Source organism: Duganella dendranthematis, assembly GCF_012849375.1.
GTDB classification, from domain to species: Bacteria; Pseudomonadota; Gammaproteobacteria; order Burkholderiales; family Burkholderiaceae_D; genus Rugamonas; species Rugamonas dendranthematis.
In genome coordinates this window covers 1,120,298-1,140,480 of record NZ_CP051684.1, presented here as the reverse complement: position 1 = coordinate 1,140,480, position 20,183 = coordinate 1,120,298, and the positions used below count along the sequence as shown (strand labels likewise).

11 protein-coding genes and 2 pseudogenes are annotated in these 20,183 nt (G+C 63.1%); 8 read left to right on the top strand and 5 right to left on the bottom strand.

The window, feature by feature from the left end; genetic code table 11:
• Nucleotides 1–1,755 (bottom strand): ABC transporter transmembrane domain-containing protein, encoded by a 1,755-nt coding sequence (locus HH213_RS05315; protein WP_169111230.1) that lies wholly within the window; start codon nt 1,753–1,755, stop codon nt 1–3.
• A complete protein-coding gene (locus tag HH213_RS05310) occupies nt 1,748–2,569 on the bottom strand; it encodes a phasin family protein (RefSeq protein ID WP_169111228.1) in 822 nt (273 codons plus the stop codon). The genes HH213_RS05315 and HH213_RS05310 overlap by 8 nt, the downstream gene beginning before the upstream one ends.
• 183 nt (nt 2,570–2,752) lie before the next feature.
• Between HH213_RS05310 and HH213_RS05305 the strand changes: the two genes are divergently transcribed.
• From HH213_RS05305 to HH213_RS05285, 5 genes and pseudogenes are all read left to right on the top strand, one after another.
• A complete protein-coding gene (locus HH213_RS05305; protein ID WP_169111226.1) occupies nt 2,753–4,027 on the top strand; it encodes an amidohydrolase family protein in 1,275 nt (424 codons plus the stop codon).
• A 68-nt stretch (nt 4,028–4,095) separates the two neighbouring features.
• The gene (locus tag HH213_RS05300; protein WP_110844918.1) at nt 4,096–4,617 is read left to right on the top strand and encodes a GNAT family N-acetyltransferase; all 522 of its coding nucleotides are present in this window, start codon (nt 4,096–4,098) and stop codon (nt 4,615–4,617) included.
• A complete protein-coding gene (locus HH213_RS05295) occupies nt 4,614–5,126 on the top strand; it encodes a GNAT family N-acetyltransferase (RefSeq protein WP_110844917.1) in 513 nt (170 codons plus the stop codon). The genes HH213_RS05300 and HH213_RS05295 overlap by 4 nt, the downstream gene beginning before the upstream one ends.
• A gap of 136 nt (nt 5,127–5,262) precedes the next feature.
• Nucleotides 5,263–6,885: a methyl-accepting chemotaxis protein gene (locus tag HH213_RS05290; protein ID WP_169111224.1), complete on the top strand. Its 1,623-nt coding sequence runs from the start codon at nt 5,263–5,265 to the stop codon at nt 6,883–6,885.
• 114 nt (nt 6,886–6,999) lie between these two features.
• Nucleotides 7,000–8,453, top strand: a pseudogene (locus HH213_RS05285) (putative bifunctional diguanylate cyclase/phosphodiesterase).
• Nucleotides 8,454–9,986: 1,533 nt separating this feature from the next.
• Here the strand turns inward: HH213_RS05285 and HH213_RS30045 are convergent.
• Together HH213_RS30045 and HH213_RS05275 are read right to left on the bottom strand one after the other, a co-directional pair.
• A pseudogene (locus HH213_RS30045) lies at nt 9,987–10,121 on the bottom strand (hypothetical protein); the annotation flags it as partial.
• A gap of 809 nt (nt 10,122–10,930) precedes the next feature.
• The gene (locus tag HH213_RS05275) at nt 10,931–12,775 is read right to left on the bottom strand and encodes a glycoside hydrolase family 13 protein (protein WP_169111222.1); all 1,845 of its coding nucleotides are present in this window, start codon (nt 12,773–12,775) and stop codon (nt 10,931–10,933) included.
• 451 nt (nt 12,776–13,226) lie between these two features.
• Between HH213_RS05275 and HH213_RS05270 the strand changes: the two genes are divergently transcribed.
• The 3 genes from HH213_RS05270 to HH213_RS05260 all read left to right on the top strand — a co-directional run bounded on the left by HH213_RS05270 (nt 13,227) and on the right by HH213_RS05260 (nt 18,102).
• Entirely contained in the window at nt 13,227–16,031 is a 2,805-nt protein-coding gene (locus HH213_RS05270; RefSeq protein ID WP_110844913.1) for a TonB-dependent receptor, read from the top strand.
• Nucleotides 16,032–16,108: 77 nt separating this feature from the next.
• The gene (locus HH213_RS05265) at nt 16,109–17,635 is read left to right on the top strand and encodes a tryptophan halogenase family protein (protein WP_169111220.1); all 1,527 of its coding nucleotides are present in this window, start codon (nt 16,109–16,111) and stop codon (nt 17,633–17,635) included.
• On the top strand, nt 17,632–18,102 hold the full coding sequence (locus tag HH213_RS05260; protein ID WP_169111218.1) for a hypothetical protein: 471 nt from the start codon (nt 17,632–17,634) through the stop codon (nt 18,100–18,102). The genes HH213_RS05265 and HH213_RS05260 overlap by 4 nt, the downstream gene beginning before the upstream one ends.
• A gap of 92 nt (nt 18,103–18,194) precedes the next feature.
• On the opposite strand, the gene HH213_RS05255 is transcribed toward HH213_RS05260, so the two are convergent.
• The gene (locus HH213_RS05255) at nt 18,195–20,012 is read right to left on the bottom strand and encodes a M2 family metallopeptidase (RefSeq protein WP_169111216.1); all 1,818 of its coding nucleotides are present in this window, start codon (nt 20,010–20,012) and stop codon (nt 18,195–18,197) included.
• Nucleotides 20,013–20,183: the final 171 nt, after the last annotated feature.

Sequence of the window (20,183 nt, the reverse complement as noted above, 5' to 3'; positions counted from 1 at the left end):
TCAGGCTTCATCAAGACTTGCTTCCAATTGTTGATAGCGCCACTGGCTGGCGTACCAGCCATCCAGTGCGAGTAGCTGTTCGTGGCTGCCGGTTTCGCTGATGCGGCCATCGCGCAGCACCACAATCAGGTCGGCGCTGACCACGGAGCTCAAACGGTGGCTGGCGATGATGGCGCTGCGGCCCTTGCGCGCCTGGCGCAGTTCTTCCAGATGGTGGAGGATGCGCGTCTCGGTGCCGGTATCGACGGCGGACAGCGCGTCGTCGAGCAGCAGCAGGTCGTTGTCGGCCAACAGCGCGCGGGCGATGGCGACGCGCTGGCGCTGGCCGCCCGACAGCGTGATGCCTTTTTCGCCGACCTGCGTATCGTAGCCGTCGGCGAACAACAGGATGTCGTCGTGGATGGCGGCCAGGTCGGCGGCGTGTTCGATCTGCGCGCGCGTGGCGTCCGGGCGGGCCAGCGCGATGTTGTCGGCGATCGAAGCGGAGAACAGGAAGGACTCCTGCGGCACCCAGCTGATGGCGGCGCGCAGCGCCTGCAGCGTGTAGGCGTCGAGCGTATTGCCGCTCCATTGCGCGCTGCCGTGTTGCGGCGTGACCTGGCGCAGCAGCACGCGCAGCAGCGTCGACTTACCGCTGCCGGTGGGACCGACCAGGCCGAGCGTCTGACCGGGCTTCAGTTCCAGCGTGATGTCGCTGATGGCTTGCACGGTCTGGCCGGTGTAGGCGTAGCTGATGTCGCGCAGCGACAGCGGGCCGGCCGGCACGGTGGCCAGCGTGCCGTGATCGTCGATGGCCAGCGGCGCATCCAGCATCGGTTGCAGTCGCTGCCAGGCGGCGCGACCACGCTCGATCAGCGACAGCACCCAGCCGGCGGCGAACATCGGCCAGATCAACTGGCCTAGGTACATGGTGAAGCTGGTCAGCGCGCCGATGGTCAGCTGGTTGTGCCAGATCAGATAACCGCCGAGGCCCAAGGTCAGGCCGGTGGCAGCGGTCAGCGTCAGGCCGACGGCGGGTTCGTAGGCGGCTTCCCAGACTTGTGCGCGCAGGCTGGCGTCGGAGGCCTTGGAGGCCAGTTCGGAAAACTGGTCGGCGCTGCGCTGTTCCAGGCCGAGCGCGCGCAAGGTGCGCACGCCGGACAAGGTTTCCTGTACATGGTCGTTCAGCGCGCTGAAGCGCTTGAGCGAATCGGTGGAGGCGGTGTGGATGTGGCCGGAGATGTACCAGAACGCCCAGCCCATCAGCGGGAACGGCAGCAGCGCGATGCAGGCCAGGCGCCAATCGACGCCGAGCAGCATCACCCCCAGCACCATCACCAGTGTCAGGGCGCCGTCGAAGCCGGCCAGCATCGCTTCGCCTGCGGCCATTTCGATGGCGTCGATATCGTTGGTGGCCAGCGCCATCAGGTCGCCGGTGCGCTGGCGCTGGTAGAAGGCCGGGCCTTGTAGCGTCATGCGGGTGTAGAGGCGGGTACGCAGCGACACGCCGAGCTGGTAGGCGGCGCCGTACAAAATCTGGCGCCAGGCCACGCGCAGGAAGTAGATGCCCAGGCCGATCAGCAGCAGCGAGCCGATTTGCATCAGCAGTGCGTTGCCGGACAGGGTATGGTTGGCCAGCCCGTCGATCATGGCGCCGACCTTGCGCGGCACCCAGACGCTCAGGGTAGCGACGCCGGCCAGCATGATGCCGGACACGATATAGGCGCGGCTGTGCTGGCAGACAAAGCCGCCGATCAACCGGGAGAGTTTAGACATGCATGTTGCCTTGAAAAGCGTATAGCCCGCTAGGATACAACATGCACAAAAAAGGCGTAAAAGCCAACGGCTGCTGCGCACCCCGCACTGCGCTGCGGCTAGGGTCTGACCCGTGCCGGGTCAGACCCTTTCGTTCGGGGGCAGCTGGTTTATTTCTTGGCTTTGGGGCGGATTTGGCAGGCTTGGTTTCCGGCGCCAGGGCGATCGGCTTTGGCGGCGGCGCCGGGAAGCTTGGCTTGACCTGGGCTTTGACTTCGATGAATTCTTGCTGCTCCGGGATCGGCGCGGCGGCTGGTTTGGCTTTTGGCGGTTTCGGCGGGGTGGCGATCGGTTCGTTGGCGGCGATGACCGCCGCGCTGACCGCTGCGGCCAGCGCCGGCGCCGCCTCAGGAATCGACTGCGCCGAAGGCGCGGCCGGCGCCGCTGGCGCTGTTGGCGCGGACGGCGCCAGCACAGTCGGCTTGGTCGCCGCCAGGTCGCTCACCTGCTTGAAGCTGCTCTGCGCGCTTTTGATCAGCTCGGCCTGGGCGGCGGAGGCGATGCTGGCCAGTTCGCGGCCATAGGCCAGCAGGCTGTCGAAGCTGCCCGTCGGCTGCGCGCCCAAGGCGAAAAGTTCTTTCGGGTCCTTGACGGCCAGCCATTGCTTGGCGGCGGCCGAGGATTTTTCTACCGAAGCCTTGGTGGCGTTGATGTTGAGCGCGATGACTTTTTCTGCGCTCTCGACCGCCGCGCTGGCGATGGTGTTGAAGATCTGGAATTGCGCTTCTAGTTGCGATTTCGTGGCTGCGGAAAACTGTTCGGTGATCGAAGACATGGTTTCTCCTGAAATTATGATGCAACGCAATAAGCCCATTCTAACGACGATTTTTGGCGATGGAAAGTTATTTTTTCTACCATGTGCATGCAGGAAATATATAAGCCTTAGTGCAATGCAACAATTGCTGTATTTTGTTGAATATGTCTACAATGGTTTTACTTGAAATCAATGGGAGCGCAGATGGATGTCGTGATACGCAACGCCAATCTGGCCGATGGCCAGCAGGGTGTGGATGTGGCCATCGAGCACGGCCGTATCGTCGAGGTCGGGCCGCGTCTGGCGGTGCAGGCCGGACAGGAAATCGATGCCGACGGCGATCTGCTGAGCGCGCCATTTGTGGACGCGCACTTTCACATGGACGCCACGCTCAGCTACGGCCTGCCGCGCGTCAATGCGTCCGGCACGCTGCTGGAAGGCATCGCGCTGTGGGGCGAGCTGAAGCCGCACCTGACACAGCAGGCGCTGATCGACCGCGCCTTGCAGTATTGCGATTGGGCGGTGGCGCGCGGCCTGCTGGCGATCCGTTCCCATGTCGATATCTGCGACGACCGTTTGCTGGCGGTGGAAGCGCTGCTGGAGGTCAAGCGCCGCGTGGCGCCGTATCTGGATTTGCAGCTGGTGGCGTTTCCGCAGGATGGCGTGCTGCGCGCGCCGAATGCGCTGATCAACCTGAAGCGCGCGATCGGCATGGGTGTGGATGTGGTGGGCGGCATTCCCCATTTCGAACGCACCATGGCCGATGGCGCCGAGTCGGTGCGCATCCTGTGCGAATACGCTGCCGACCAGGGCTTGATGGTGGACATGCATTGCGACGAGTCGGACGATCCGATGTCGCGCCATATCGAAACGCTGGCCTATCAGAGCAACCGTCTCGGCCTGCACGGCCGCGTGACCGGCTCGCACCTGACCTCGATGCATTCGATGGACAACTACTATGTCAGCAAGCTGCTGCCGCTGATGCGCGAGGCCGGCGTCAACGCTATTGCCAATCCGCTGATCAATATCACGCTGCAGGGCCGCCACGATACCTATCCGAAGCGGCGCGGCATGACGCGCGTGCCGGAGTTGCTGGCGGCCGGCGTGCCGGTCGCCTTCGGCCACGATTGCGTGATGGACCCCTGGTACAGCTTGGGCTCGGCCGATATGCTGGAGGTGGCGCAGATGGGCTTGCACGTGGCGCAGATGACGGGGCAGGAGGCGATGCGCGATTGCTTCCGCGCCGTGACCAGCACGCCGGCCGCCATCCTCGGCCTGCAAGGCTATGGCGTGGCGCCCGGCTGCCATGCCGATCTGGTGTTGCTGGATGCTGCCGACCCGGTGGAGGCGATCCGCCTGCGCGCCGCGCGCCGCATGGTGATGCGTCGAGGAAAAATTATTGCAGAGTCGCCACGCGCCCATGCGCGCCTGAGCTTGCCGGACCGGCCGGACAGTGTGAATTTCCGTCTGAACCGCTAGCATGCGTGCTGGACTTGGGCGGGGAAATCCATGACAATTGAACACTGTTTAATGCGCTTGGAGTTGCCTTGAAAGAAATCGCCATCCGCCCCGCCACGGAAGCCGACTTCGGCGCCATGTGGGACATATTTCAGGAACTGATCGCCAGCGGCGACACCTATTATTTTGCCGCCGATACCAGCCGCGAGGATTGCCACGCTTACTGGTTCGGTCCCGGCATCGACAGTTACGTGGCCATCCACAACGGCGAACGACTGGTCGGCATGTACCGGCTGATGCCCAACCAGCGCGACCGCGGCGCCCATGTGGCGAATGCTTCGTTTATGGTCAGCCCGGCGGCGCAGGGCGTCGGCGTCGGCAAGCTGCTGGGCGCCGATTGCCTGGAACGGGCCCGCGCCGAGGGTTATCTGGCGATGCAGTTCAATTACGTGGTCAGCTCGAATATGCCGGCCGTGCTGCTGTGGAAGAAGCTGGGCTTTTCCATCGTCGGCACCTTGCCGCGCGCGTACCGCCACCAGTATCTCGGCTTTGTCGATGTGTATGTCATGTACCAGTTGCTGGAGGATCCTTCACACTGGCCGGACGCATGAAGATACTTGAAACGCAACGCCTGTGCCTGCGCACCATTACGCCCGACGACGCGGCGTTCTATTATGAGCTGGTCAACGATCCGACCTGGATCGAGCATATCGGCGACAAGGGTATCCGCAGCGTGGAGGGCGCCCGCATCGCTATCATTGATGGGCCGTGCGCGATGCAGCAGCGCCATGGGCATTCGCTGTATGTGATGGAACGCAAGAGCGATGGCCAGGCGCTGGGCTTGTGCGGACTGATCAAGCGCGACAGCCTGCCGGATGTCGATATCGGCTACGCCATCCGGCCGGCGCATTTTGGCCAGGGCTATACGTACGAGGCGGCGTCGGCAGTGGTGGCATATGCGCGCGATGTGCTCGGCATGAAGTGCTTGATGGGCATCACCAACCCGCACAACACGGTATCGATCAAACTGCTGGCCAAGCTTGGCCTGACGTTTATTGAACACAAACCGCTGCCGCCCGATAATCGTCCTACCAACATTTACCGACTCGCGCTCTCCTAGCGTGGAGATTTGATAGATTTTTTCAGCGCGATATAGCAAGATGGACTCCGGGTATTGAGTATTGCCCGTTCCCCAAACAACGGAACCAATTAAGCACAGCAAGCTTGTCTGAATTGAATTCTTGAAAGGGGTAGTCATGAAACTCGCCAATCTAAAGATCGGTGTGCGCTTGGGCCTGTTGGGGGCGTTCTTCTTCCTGGCACTGGCGATCGTGGCGCTGGCCGGCTGGCGCGCGTTGGACAGCAGTAACACGCGCAGCGCAGAAGCGCTGGCGCGTTCGGTGGCGCTGAGCCAGGCCATCGACACCGCGCGCAGCGCGCAGGTGGAATTCAAAATTCAGGTGCAGGAATGGAAGAACATCCTGGTACGCGGCAACGATCCCGCCCAACTCGACAAATACAGCAAGGCCTTCGTCAAGGGCGGCGAAACCACGCGCGGCGAGCTGCAAAAGCTCGATGGCCTGCTCAGCAAGCTGGGCCTGAAAACGCCGCTGGTGGATGAGGCGATACAAACCCAGAACGAGCTGGTGGCGCGCTATATGGAGGCGCTGAAGAAATACGATGCCGCCAATCCCGACAGCGCGCACCTGGTGGACAACCTGGTCAAGGGCATGGACCGCGAGCCGACCAAGAAAATCGATGACATCGTGGCCTTCATCGGCAAGGAGTCGGTGCGGCTGATCGGCGCGATCGAAGAGGAAAGCAGCGCTGCTTACCGGCAGACGCTGATTACCATGGGCGTGACACTGCTGGTGACGGTGGTGGTGGGCGTGCTGACGGTGACGTCGCTGATCCGCAGCATCACGCGGCCGCTGGATGCCGCGGTCAGCGTGGCGCAAACGGTGGCCGCCGGTGACCTGCGCAGCGAGGTGCGGGTCGACAGCAAGGATGAGATCGGCGACCTGCTGGGGGCGCTGAAGCTGATGCAGAGTAATCTGAGTTCCATCGTCGGCAAGGTGCGCACGGGAACCGAGACGATCCACGGCGCCTCGGTCGAGATTGCCGCGGGCAATCTGGATCTGTCGGGCCGCACCGAGGAGCAGGCTAGCTCGCTGGAGGAGACGGCGGCGGCCATGGTGGAGCTGACCGCCACCGTCAAGCAGAATAACGAGAACGCGGCCGAAGCCTGCCGCCTGGCCGATAGCGCGCGCGAGGTGGCGGCGCGTGGCGGCAACGCGGTGGCCCAGATGGTGCGCACCATGGGCGAGATCAACGACAGTTCGCGCCAGATCGCCGACATTATCGGCGTAATCGATGGCATCGCCTTTCAGACTAATATCCTGGCGCTGAATGCGGCAGTGGAGGCGGCGCGCGCCGGCGAACAGGGGCGCGGCTTTGCGGTGGTGGCGTCGGAAGTGCGGACGCTGGCGCAGCGCTCGGCTGCGGCGGCGCGCGAGATCAAGGAGCTGATCGGCACCTCGGTCGGTCGGGTAGAGGCGGGCAGCCGGCTGGTCGGCCAGGCTGGCGAGACGATGAGCGAGGTCGAGGCCAGCGTGCAGCGCGTCACCGCCATCATCGGCGATATTTCGGTGGCCAGCGGCGAGCAGCGCGACGGCATTGAGCAGATCAGCATCGCCATCAATCAGATGGACAGCGTGACGCAGCAGAACGCGGCGCTGGTGGAGGAGGCCGCCGCCGCCGCCGAGTCGCTGGAGCAGCAGGCGGCCAGGTTGTCGGAGGCGGTCAGCATCTTCAAGCTGCACGGACCGGTGGTGGCATTAGCGCCATCGCGCCGCCGCACCTTGCAGCTGGCTGGCTGAAAATTGCCACAAGCCGTTTGACGTGCCTCAAGCGGGCGGCTGAACGGCTCATCGGGCGCAGCCCGATCCACTATCATTCCCTCTTCCGCACTGCAGCCGACGAAGAGGGACAGCATGAACAGCATATGGCCGGTAGCGGCCGGCGTTGCGCCATGTTTGCTGGCGCTGTTGGCCGGTCAATGGCAGACGCGCGGCCTGCGCGCGCGCTGCACCCAGTTGCAGGCGGCGCTGGCGGCGCAGCGCGACAATGAGATGCGGCTGGATTTCATCGCCCATCACGACAGCCTGACCGGCCTGCCCAACCGCTTGCAGTTCCAGATGCAGCTAGAGCATGGCGTGGCCTATGCGCGCCGCCACGAGAGTTTGCTGGCGGTGCTGTTTGTCGATATCGACCGCTTTAAAACCATTAACGATACGTTGGGCCATGACGCCGGCGACCAGGTGCTGGTGCAGTTTGCCCAGCGCCTGCGCCAGTGCGTGCGTGAGGTGGATACGGTGGCGCGCCAGGGCGGCGATGAGTTCATCGTGCTGCTGACGGAGCTGCACAACGGCGCCGATGCGCAGCAGGTGGCGGAGAAGATCATGAACACCATCGCCGAGCCGTTTGTGGTCAATGGCGATCTGCTGGACGTGGCGGCCAGCATCGGCGTGGCGGTGTATCCGGATGACGACGACGATATCGAGACGCTGATCGAGAAGGCGGATCTGGCGATGTATGCGGCCAAGCAGCGCGGCAAGGGCGCCAGCCTGCGCTTCCTGCCCAGCATGCAGGCCAAGGCTTATTCGCGGCTGATCCTGGAGACGGCGCTACGCCACGCGCTGGACAACGATGAGTTTATTCTTACTTATCAGCCCAAGCTGGATCTGAAGCGGCAGCAGATCACCGGCGTGAAGGCGCTGCTGCGCTGGAAGCATCCGGAGTTAGGCGTGGTGATGCCGCTGGATTTTCTGCCGGTGCTGGAACAGAGTTCGCTGATCATGCCGGTGGGGGCGTGGGTGATGGCGACGGCGGCCGAGCAGGCGCGCCGCTGGCTGGAGCAGGGCAGGGCGCTGACGGTGACGGTGCATCTGTCGCAGCGTCAGTTCTTCCACAAGGATATCGTGCCGAGTTTTGCGGCGATACTGGAGAAGGCCGGTGTGCCGGGCCGTTGCATCGAGCTGGAAATCACCGAGGCTATGCTGATCGATAAAAACCAAAACGCGGAGGAGATCCTGCAGCAGTTCAAACAGTTGGGTATGCGGATTGCGATCAGCGATTTCGGCACCGGTTATGCGTCGCTGAATTATCTGCGGCGTTTTGCGGTGGATGTGGTGAAGATCGATAAGTCGTTTGTCGATGATCTGGCGCGCGGCGGGCCATGGTGCGGGCGATTATCGAGATGGCGCATACACTCGACATGCAGGTGATTGCGGCCGGCGTGGAAACCGCCGATCAGCTGGCGCAGTTGCAGCAGATGGCGTGCGACGAGGCGTTTGGTTTCTGCATCAGCGCGGCGGTGCCGGCGGATGAGGTGGAGCTGCTGCTGGCGGGCGGCCAGCAGCAGGTGGCGGCAGCGCTTACTTCTTGACTTGCGCAGCCGGCATGATGCGCACGGCGTCGATGTCGAACTTGTTGGATGGCCCCGGACGCCACCTGCATCACTGTAGGTGGCGTTGTTTTTCATGTAGCTCATGTTGTAGAAGTCTTCCAGTTGCAGCGTGTAGCTGCCGGGCTTTAACGCGGCGCGCAGTGGCGTCGAGTATTTGGCGCCTTCGCTGGCCGGGGAGTGCGGCAGTTGGACTATGCCGCTGGCGACTGTGGCGCCGCTGCTGTCTTTCAGCGAGGCCCATTTGACGCCGCCGCTGATGCCCAGGTTGATCTGGTGCGCGGTGTTGCGGTATTTGATTTGCACCGCGTAGTCGCCGGCGCTGTCTACTTTGAAGGCTTGCGCGAAGGTGTCCGCCGGCGCGCCCCAGCCGGCGCGGGAGACGTCGATTTCCTGGCCGTTGTTCAGGCATGCGGGCATGCTGTGGTGGCTGCGGTTGCCAGAGCGCGTGTACACGGCTTCCACCGCGTAGCAGGCATTACCTTCCTTGCCGGCGTGGCGGTCGGACCACATGCTGGCGCTGATGCGCGGCCCGACCAACTGGCCGTTGCGGTAGATGTTGTAGGTGATGGCATCGCCGGCCGCCTTGTCACCCGCGCCGCCAGTCGCACCGCCGTCGATGTGCAGCGTCGGGAAACCGTAGGCGCCGCGTTCCAGTTTGGTGATGCGCGGTTCGACCGGTGCGTAGACGGCGGCGTCGTGCGCCAGTGGTTTGGCGGTCACGCTGCGCTTGGCCTGCTGGCCCGGCAGCAGTTTGCCGAGGCGGATCTCGATGCTGTTGTCGTCGCCCAGCGCATCCCATGCCAGCGCCGCGCTGGCAGGCTTGCCGTTCAACGTGATGCCGGCGACTGCGTAGTAGCCATCGCCCGCAACGGCGGTCGGCAGTTGCACGCGCACGGCGATGCGCTTGCCGCGAAGCGTGAGTTGATTCAGCGTGATCGCATCGCTGCCTACAAATGTCTCGCGCCGCAGCCGCGCCGTGATGAACGGCCGCACGGCGATGCCGTCGTTGGTGGTCTGCACGCCAAACACGCTGCCCACCACCATGCCCAGGTAACCGCCGACAGACCACAACTGGCGGCGCGAATTGACTACCGGACCACTCAGTTTGCCGTCGTCGAGCATCGGCTGGCCGGACAGCCATTCCAGATTTTCCATGTTGGACAGGTTGGTGGCTGCGCCGCGCATCAGCGTGGCGTAGGCCGCATCTGCCACGGCGACGTTGCCGCCGATGGCAGCCGCCTTCAAGCCGTACGCGGTAACGAACGGCCACATGGCGCGGTTGTGATAAACGGCGGTATTGGCCTGCTGCGGCCAGATGACCGGCGCGCCGAACGGGCCATGCGGATAGTGGGCCAGAATGCTTTCCGTCTGGCGCTGATCGGCGATGCCGGTGACGATGGCCAGCGACTGCCCCAGCCAGTCGTATTTGTACAGCGCCGCGCCGTCGAAGTGGCCGGCGGTGACGCTGCTGTACATGCCGCTGTCGGCTTGCCAGAAGCGCCGGTTGATGGCGGTCTTCAATGCGGTGGCCCAGCCGTTGTAACGCGCGGCGGTGGCGGTGTCGCCCTGTTCCTTGGCCAGTTGCGCGGCCAGCGTCAGCGCCTTGTAGTGGGCGGCGTTGGTGGACAGCGCCTTGGACGTGGCCATGTACGACAGCTCGTTCGGCAGCCAGGCGGCGTAGCTTTGTTCGCGCCAGTCGAGGAAGGATTCTTCGCCGTTGTACAAGCCGTCGGCGGCGTCCCAGATGGCGATGCGGTCGTTGTCCAGCGTGTTGCGCAGGGCGTGCAAGGCTTGTTGTGCGAAGGCCTGGCGTTCGGCCGGCGGCAGCGCTTTCAAGGCTTCGTCAGCGCCGAAGGCCCAGCTGACGCGATCGGTGCTGACCGGCCAGCTGCCGCCGCTGCCGGTGTCCTGCACGATCTGGTAGCCGTCGCCGACCGCGTGGGCGCCAGCCGTGACGCCATCGCGGTAGCCGGCAAGTTTGAAGGCAAGCGAGTTGCGGGTGCGTTGCGGGTCGAGCATGCCGAGGCCCAGCAAGGCGGCGTAGGACAGGTCGCGCGTCCACACGTAGTGCCACAACTCGCCGGTTTCGAAGCAGTCGCACGGGATGGCGTTGCCGCCGTTGTAGCTGCCGTCGCGGATTTCACTGACGGAGTCCAGCTTCATTTCGGCGCCGGCCAGCGCGAACAGGGCGTCGAAGGCGAGGTTGCCGCTGCGGACCGTTGGCAGCGACGCGCTTTCGCTGTAGCTGATTTCTTGTTTGCCGCCTTCGCGCACCTTCATGGTGGTCGACTGGGTGTAACTGCGCTGCGCGGCGCCGGCGTCCGGGGTGGCGTAGCGCACGGTTTCCTGCTTGCCGTCCCAGGTCGGGTAGCTGGCAGTGGCGGTGCTAGTGCCGGCGGCCGCGTGGGCGAATAACGGCAGCAGCGCGGCGCAGAGCGCGGTGCGGACGGGCTTCATTATTGGATCTCCAGGATCATCACCGAGCGCGCCGGTAGCCTGACTTCGCCCGCCAAGGACACGCGCTGACCGGTCATGACGTCGGTGCCGGCGCTGACGCCGTCCAGCATTTCGTGGAAGCGGCCGGTCTTCAGCACGGTGTCGGTCTGGTTCTTGTTGAAGGCCACCATGACTTTGTGCGTGCCGTCATAGCGGAAGTAGACGTAGGTGTTCTGCTCCGGACCGTAGTGCATCATCTTGCCGTTGTGGATGACGGTGGCGTTCTTGCGCCAGTTGAACAGCCGCTTGACGTAGGCTTGCGCCGCCAGCTGCTGTGGCGTCAGGCCCTGGCCGGTGAAGGCGTTGACGGTGTCGCCGCTCCAGCCGCCGGGGAAGTCGAGGCGGTAGGAGGCGTCGTCGCGGTGCTTGACGGTGCTGGTCATCAGGATCTCGCTGCCGGTATAGAACTGCGGGATGCGCGGCGCGGTGGCGACGAAGGCCATCGCCATGCGGAACAGGTTTTCATCGCCATGCAGTTCGCTAAAGATGCGCGACATGTCATGGTTGCCCTCGAACAGCACCAGGTTGCCCGGATTCGGGTACAGGTAGTCGAGCGACAGCGCTTCGTACAGCGTGGTCAGGCTGCGCTCGTCGCCATCGGCGGCGGCCAGGCCGCGGCGCATGGCGTCGGTCAGCGGGAAGTCCATCATGCTCGGCATGTGCGATTCGTAGCCGTTGAAGTTGCGCTTGCCCTGCTGCCAGTGAGCCACCACCGGCGCCATGGTGCTCCATTCCTCGCCCACCAGATTCAGGTGCGGGTACTCGGCCATCAGCGCGCCGGACCAGCGGCTGAGGAAGTCGGTGTTCGAGTAACCGTAGGTGTCCACCCGCAGGCCGGCCAGGCCGGCGTATTCGATCCACCAGATGTCGTTCTGGATCAGGTAGGTGGCCAGGTAGGGATTGGCCTGGTTCAGGTCCGGCATGCTTTGCACGAACCAGCCGTCGGTGAAGTTGCGCTTGTCTTCGTCCGATGCGTACGGGTCCTGCAACGCCACGCGGTGGTGCTCGGTCGGCACGTATTTGCCTTGATAGGTCAGCCAGTCCGGGGTTGGCATGTCCTGCAGCCACCAATGGCTGGAACCGATGTGATTCAGCACCACGTCCTGGATCACGCCCAGCCCTTTGCCGCGCGCGGCCGCCACGAAGTCGCGGTATTCGGCGTTGCTGCCGTAGCGCGGGTCGATGCGGTAATGGTCGGTGGTGGCGTAGCCATGGTAGGAGTAGGCCGGCATGTTCGACTCCAGCAGCGGCGTCGGCCACAGCATGGTGAAGCCCATGCCGGCGATGTAGTCGAGGTGCTGGGCCATGCCGCGGATGTCGCCGCCGTGGCGGCCGCCGCCTTCGGCGCGGTTGGCGCGCTCGCGCATGCCCGCGGCGTTGTCGTTGGCCGGGTCGCCGTTGGCGAAGCGGTCCGGCATCACCTGGTAGATCGCGTCCTTGCTGCTGAAGCCGGCGCGCTGTGCCGAGCCGGGTGCGCGCGCCAGCAGCTGGTAGCTGTAGTGGACGTTCTGGCTGCCGCGCTGGAAGGTCAGGTCGATCTTGCCGGGCTTGGCGTCGGGGGCGATCTCCAGGTCGACAAACAGGTAGTTGCGGTTGGCGACGCGGCTGACCGAGGCGATGCGCACGCCTGGATAGGCCAGCGCCGGTTCCAGGTCGGCGATCTGCTGGCCGTGCACCATCAGTTGCAGCCGGCTGTTGTGCATGCCGGTCCACCACAGCGGCGGGTCCATGTGGTCGATCTGATAAGGGGCGGCGGTGGCGCTGAGCGGCAGCAGCGCCAGCAGGGCGGCGAGAATCTTGTGCATATGGTCTCCGGAAGCACCCGTGGTAGTTGTACTACAGATGCGTTTTGATGGTTTTTGGCGAGAATACTACGGAATCCGGCTGAATTTCTAGTTTTAATACAGATATTCGACCGAGGGCGGTGCCGTGCGTGGTGGCGAAGGGTTGACAGGTAGGAAATGCCACAGAATTGCAGCTTGCCGGCCACTAAAATGTAGTTCCACTACAGTTTGATGACGACACTTCTGTAGCCGAAATACAACGACATCGCGGTTTTCATAGGAGAAGCAAGGGCTGGCGCACCTATGACGCCGTAGGATTACAGAAGCTTGATTGACACAGAATCTAGTTTTAGTACAAAATTCTGTTTAGAACGTCCTAAAGAGCGTTCATATTCCTTGGAACCCGTGTAGTCGATGTAGCCAGAGCCGGCCGTGGTGTCGCGGGTATTTTTTTGATGATGAGGGGACACAGATGAAGAATTCCGTTAACCAGCGCGGCGCCGCCCAGGCCGTTGTATTTAAATTGAGCCCGGTCGCAGCTGGTTGCGCCGTCTTGCTGTCGACTCTGGTCCAGCCTGCGTTTGCGCAGACCGCGCCAAGCGCCGACAGCGTGCAGAGCGTGACCGTGTCCGGCATCCGCCGCGGCATCGAGGACGCGATTTCGGTTAAGAAAGACGCCAGCTCCATCGTGGAAGCGATTTCGGCGGAAGATATCGGCAAGCTGCCGGACACCACCATCGCGGAATCGCTGGCACGCCTGCCGGGCCTGACCACCCAGCGTACCAAGGACGGCAACGCCTCCACCGTCAGCATCCGCGGCCTCGGCCCGGACTTCGCCGGCTACCTGCTGAATGGCCGCGAACAGACCAGCACCGGCGACAGCCGCGCGGTCGACCTGAGCGCGTACCCGGCTGAACTGATCGCCGGCGCCACCGTTTATAAAACCACCGATTCGACCGTGATGGGTGCGGGCCTGGCCGGTACCATCGACCAGCAGCTGATCGATCCGCTGGCCTTCGGCAAGCGCACCATCGCCGCCAAGTTCCAGCGCACCAAGAACGGTCTGGGCCTGGAAGCCCAGGGCAAGGGCCACCGCGAGAGCGTCACCTACATCGACCAGTTCCTGAACCGCACGCTGGGCGTGGCGGTCGGCTTCGTGCGTCAGACCAACGATTCCTCGCAATATGAATTCGGCACCTGGGGCGACTACACCGGTGCCGTCACCGACACCGCCGGCAATACCGTCACCGCCAAAGTACCGGGTGGCTCGGGCTATAACGCCAGCACCCGCAATGTGCGCGACGACCGCAAGGGCGTGGCGGCGATCATCGCCTTCAAGCCTAGCCGCGACTTCAACAGCCAGATCGATATGTTCTGGTCGAAGATCGACGACTACACCAAGCTGAGCCAGATCCAGGTGCCAGGCACCGGCGTGTTCACCAACGCCACGGTGGCCAACGGCATCGCCACCTCGGCCACCATGAACAATGTCGGCCTGATCGACCGCAACGAAGGTATTCTGGACAACGACACCATCAAGTCGATCGGCTGGAAAACCAACCTCAAGCTGGGTAACGGCTGGAGCACCATGGTTGACCTGAGCCACAATTCGGCCGACCGTGTTGAGCGCGACGTGGAATACTACGGCGGCACCCCGACCAACGCTGCGCTGACGCTGACCGGCCTGGATGGCCACATCCCGAGCATGAGCTACGGTAACAGCCTGACCGATCCAAACACCATGGCCGTGCGTAACCAGTGCGGCTGGTCCGGCATCGCCAATACCTCGGCCTGCGGTTCGGTGTCGCAAGCCGGCTACTACAAGGGCCCGACGATCCGCGACCAGGTCAATGCGATCCGCGCCGAAGCCAAGTACGAAATCCCGGAGAATAACTACTTCTCGAACCTGCGCTTTGGCGTCAACTTTACCGACCGCACCAAGAAGCGCGTGGCCGATGAAGGTGTGATCCAGTCGGCCACCAACGACGGCTACGACCGCGTGCCGTTCCCGAGCGGTTCGACCGTGGCCAGCAATGTCGGCGGCACCGGCATCAGCATGCTGGTGTTCGATCCACAGGTGGACCTGATCCCGGGCGCGGTAGTGCAGCGCAAGTACGCCAACGACATTCTGTCGAAATCCTACGGCGTGCAGGAAAAACTGAGCACGGTCTACGCCAAGCTGGATATCGACAGCCGCGTGGGCGAGATCCCGGTCAGCGGTAACGTCGGCTTCCAGGCGGTGCACACCAAGCAGGAAGCGACCGGCTACCACGCTGCCGTGGGTTCGTCGCCAGTGCTGAACGACCCATCGACCGGCCTGGTGACCGATGGCACCAGCTACAACGATTTCCTGCCGTCGCTGAACCTGAATTTCGATCTGGGTAACAGCTACCTGGCGCGTTTCGGCGCGTCGAAACAGGTGGCGCGTCCGAACATGACCGACATGCGCAATTCGTTCAGCTTCGCCGTGAACAATACGCCAACCGCCGTCAATGGCGTGGTGCCGCCGGCCCGCTTTGAAGGCTCGGCCGGCAATCCGAACCTGAAGCCGTTCCGTGCCGATGCGCTGGACTTCTCGCTGGAGAAATACTTCGCCAAGAAGGGCTACGTCAGCGCCGCGCTGTTCTACAAAAAGCTGAACAGCTACATCGTGCCGCAGACGATTTCGGACTTCGACTTCTCGCCGTACCTGACCACCTTCGGCCTGTCGACTCCAGCCGGTGGTAACAAGGGTATCTACACCACCACCACCAATGGTAACGGCGGCAACCTGAAGGGCTTCGAGCTGACCGCATCGGCGCCGTTCGAGCTGATTCATCCGATCCTGAATGGCTTCGGCGCCTCGGGCAGCTACTCGTCGACGTTCAGCTCGGTGCAACTGCCTAACATCATCGGCAAGAATCCGGACCAGGCGGCTGACGCCGGCAACATCCCGCTGCCAGGCCTGTCGAAGACCAACGCCAAGCTGCAGGTGTACTTCGAGAAGAAAGGCTTCAGCGCCTTCGTGGCCACCAACTACCGTTCGCGTTACGTGGGTAACGTCGCGAATGATACGGTCGGCGGTTTCCCATCGCTGGTGTACATCGAGTCGCAGAAGTGGCTGTCGGCACAGATCGGCTACGAGATCCAGGAAGGTCCGATGAAAGGACTGTCGTTCCGCGTCGAGGGTAACAACCTGAACAGCCCTTACTACGTGGAGTCGAATGCCGACGGTTCGACCAAGACCCGCACGCAGACCGGCCGCACCCTGTTCTTCAGCCTCAGCTACAAGATGTAAGCTGAAGTTGTGAGGTAAAGTGAAAGCCCCTTGACCGGATTTGTTCGGCAAGGGGCTTTTTCTCTTCTGGAGCGAAGATGCAACCATTAAAAGACATCGTCATCGTCGGTGGCGGCACCGCCGGCTGGATGACGGCTGCAGCGCTGTCGAAGATGCTGAAGGGCCAGTACAACATCAAGCTGGTGGAATCCGACCAGATCGCCACCATCGGCGTCGGCGAGGCCACCATCCCGATGATTAACCTGTTCAACCGCATGCTCGACCTCGACGAGGACGATTTCATGCGGCAGACCCAGGGCACCTTCAAGCTGGGCATCGAGTTTGTCAACTGGGGACGCATCGGCGACCGCTATGTGCACGGGTTCGGCGTGATCGGCCAGGATGGCTGGACGGTGGATTTCTACCAGCACTGGCTGCAGCAGTACCTGGCCGGCAAGGCGTCGGCGCTGGAGCACTACTCGATCAACAATGTCGCCGCCATGCACAACAAGTTCACGCGCGCGCGGCCGGAGCTGGGCAATTCGCCGCTGTCGCAGATCGTCCATGCGTACCAGTTCGACGCCTCGCTGTATGCGCGCTTCCTGCGCAATTTCAGCGAGACGCGCGGCGTGCAGCGGGTGGAGGGCAAGATCACCCAGGTGCGCCAGCGCGATGCGGACAACCACGTCACCGCCGTGGTGCTGGAAAACGGCACGGTGATCGCGGGCGATCTGTTTATCGACTGTTCCGGCTTCCGCGCGCTGCTGATCGAAGGCGCGATGAATACGCCGTTCGAGGACTGGTCGCACTGGCTGCCGTGCGATACGGCGATTGCGGTGCCGTGCGCGAATGCGCCGGAGTTGACGCCGTACACGCGCGCCACCGCGCATGGCGCCGGCTGGCAGTGGCGCATCCCGCTGCAGCACCGCATCGGCAATGGCCATGTGTTCTCCAGTAAGTTCATGAGCGCGGACGAGGCGCAGTCCATTCTGATGAATAATCTGGATGGCGAGGCGCTGGCCGAACCGCGCACCCTCCGTTTCCGCACCGGCAAGCGTAGCAAGGCGTGGCATGGCAACGTGGTGTCGATCGGGCTGTCGTGCGGGTTTATCGAGCCGCTGGAGCCGACCAGCATTCATCTGATCCAAATGGCGATCGCGCACCTGATCAGCTACTTCCCCTCGGGCGGTTTCGAGGCGGCCGACATCCGGCAGTACAATCGGGTGATGGATGAGGAATACCGCTGGGCGCGCGATTTCGTTATCCTGCACTACAAAGCCACCGAGCGCGATGACACGCGCTTCTGGAACTACTGCCGGCAGATGGAGGTGCCGGAAGATTTGCAGCACCGGATCGATTTGTTCCGCAGTCACGGCCGGGTGTTCCGCGATGGGCTGGAGCTGTTCACCCAGCATAACTGGCTGCAGGTGCTGCATGGCCAGCGCGTGCGGCCGCGCGCCAGTCATCCGCTGGTGGGCCTGACTGGCGAGGCGCAGATCGATGGTTTGCTGAAGGAAGTGGAAAGTGTGATCCGGAACTGCGTGGGCGCGATGCCGACGCAGGCCGCGTTTATCGCCGCACATTGTGCGGCGCCTATTATAAAAACCGAGGGGAGAAAACAATGAAAAAAATCGTTCGCGTCGCCATGGCGGCTGCGGTAGTGGCAGTTTTTAGCGGCTGTGCAGCGCCAGGTGCGCGCACCGCGATGCTGACCTACGACAGCATGCCGGTCGGCGCCACCATTTACGAAAACGGCAAGGCGCTGGGCGTGGCGCCAGTGGTACGCACCTATCAATATCCGGATGGGGTGAGCAGCATCGCCACGCCGGAAGTGACGGCGGTGTGGGTCAGCGGCGCGAAGAATACTTATTGGACCAACCTGCCGGTGTTTGCCGATCTGGCGGCGACCATCACGCGTCCGGCCAATGTGCCGGGGCTGGAGCAGGATCAGGCGGCGGCGCAGCCGATCATGGAAGCACGCGCGCGCGAGGCGGAGCGCCTGAAGGAAGAAAACCAGCGCACCATGGCGCGTGATTCTCCTCGTTGCCGCGAGCAGCAGAAGAAGGGGATTGTGGCGGGATCGGATTGTTGATTGGGCGGTATTAGCACTGCGCTCCCCGAGGCTTGCGCTCGGGGTCTGACTCCGTACGGAGTCAGACCTTTGCGTTGCCGTGCGGGGTGGCTTTACGACTTCTTCTCTGCCGCCGCCAGCGCGGCGTTCTGCTGATCCAGCCAGGTTTTCAGCGGCGCGAAGTATTCGAGCAGCGCGTTGCCGTCGATTTTGTCTTCGCCGGAGATGGCTTTCAAGGCTTCCGGCCATGGCTTGCTGGCGCCCAGTGCCAGCATCTGTTGCAGCTTGGCGCCGGCCTTGGCGTTGCCGTACACCGAGCAGCGGTTCAACGGGCCGGTGTAGCCAGCTTCGCGGCACAGCGCGCGGTGGAACTGGAATTGCAGCATGTCGGCCAGGAAGTAGCGCGCATACGGCACGTCGGCCGCTACGTGGTACTTGGCGCCGGCGTCAAAGCCACTGGTGCCGTTGGCCGGCACTGGGCGCTTCATGCCCATGTATTGCTCACGCAGCTGCCACCAGCTGTTGTCGTAGTCGGCCGGCTTGGTTTTGCCGGAGTAGACGTCCCAGCGCCATTTATCCACCGAGTAGGCGAACGGCAGGATCGCCACCTTGCTCAGCGCGCGTTCCAGCAGTTGCGGGATGTCGGCGGTGACGTCCGGTTCCTGGTCCATCAGGCCGATCTGCTTCAGGTAGCTCGGCGTGATCGACAGCGCGACGGTGTCGCCGATGGCTTCGTGGAAGCCGTCATTGGCGCCGTTGCGGAACAGGAAGGGCTGCTTGGTGTAGGCCAGGAAGTAGTAGATGTGGCCCAGTTCATGGTGGATCACGGTGAAGTCTTCGGCGGTCGGCGTGATGCACATCTTGATGCGCACGTCGTCCTTCTCATTCAACGGCCAGGCCGACGCGTGACACACCACGTCGCGGTCGCGCGGCTTGGTCAGCAGCGAGCGTTCCCAGAACGATGTCGGCAGCTTCTGCATGCCCAATGAGGTGTAGAAGCCCTCGGCATATTGGGTCATCTGTTTGGCATCGGTCTTGCGTTGCTCCAGCACCTTGGTCAGGTCGTAGCTGCTGGCGCCCGTCGTCGGTTTCAACAGCGGGTACAGGTTGGACCAGTTTTGCGCCCACATATTGCCGAATAGGTGCGACGGAATCGGGCCGTCCAGCGGCACCACGTCCGGGCCGTAGGTGGCGCGCAGCTTGTAGCGGGTGTAGGTCAGCAGCGAGTCGTACAGCGGCTTGACCTGCTGCCACAGACGTTCCATCTCGGCGGCAAAGGCTTCCGGCGGCATGTCGTACTGCGAGCGCCACATCACGCCGGTATCGGCAAAGCCCATCTGCTGCGCGCCTTTGTTGGACAGGGCGACGTAGTCGATGTATTTCTGTTTGTACGACGGCGACTGGGCGTGCCAGCCGACCCACATTTCCTTCAGTTTGGCTTCGTCGTGGCTGGTGGCCAGGACTTTTTCCATTTCGCCGAGCGCCATGCAGTTGTCGGGCGTGGAGCAGTATTTGGCTTTGCCGTAGGCGCCGTTCATGGCGGCTTGCAGCTGGGCGTACTGTTCGCGTTCCTTCGGATCGGCGAAGACCAGCGTTTGCTGCAGCAGCATGATCTTGCGCGCGGATTCCGCCGGCAGCTTGACGCCGTTGAAGCGGCGCGCGCCGATGGCGGCTTCGCCGGAGGCGGTCAGGTAGCGTTCGGCGAAGTAGGAGGCGATGCCTTCGGTGTCGTCGGTGATGAAGTTGGAACCGACCCAGGCGGCGCGCGACTGTTCGTTGTTCAGCTTATTCAGCCTGGCTTCAGTGTCGGCAAGGAAGCGTTCGGCTTCGGCGGCGGTGGGTTTGGCAGCGGGTGCGGCCAGCGCGGTAACGCTGGTGGCTGCGAGGGCGGAGGCCAGCAGCGTGCTGATAATTTTTGGTGTCACAGACATCTCCCGAGGTATTGGTGTTGGTCATCGCACGACGGCGGCGATGAGTAATGATACATGGTCGAAGGCGGTCTATATCGGGTAGGTGGACCGTCCCCCGCTCCCTGTGGATTTCGTTCTATTTGGCCTTCTATTTCCTTCTATTTTTCTCTGTTTGGTTCTGCAGCCCACTTA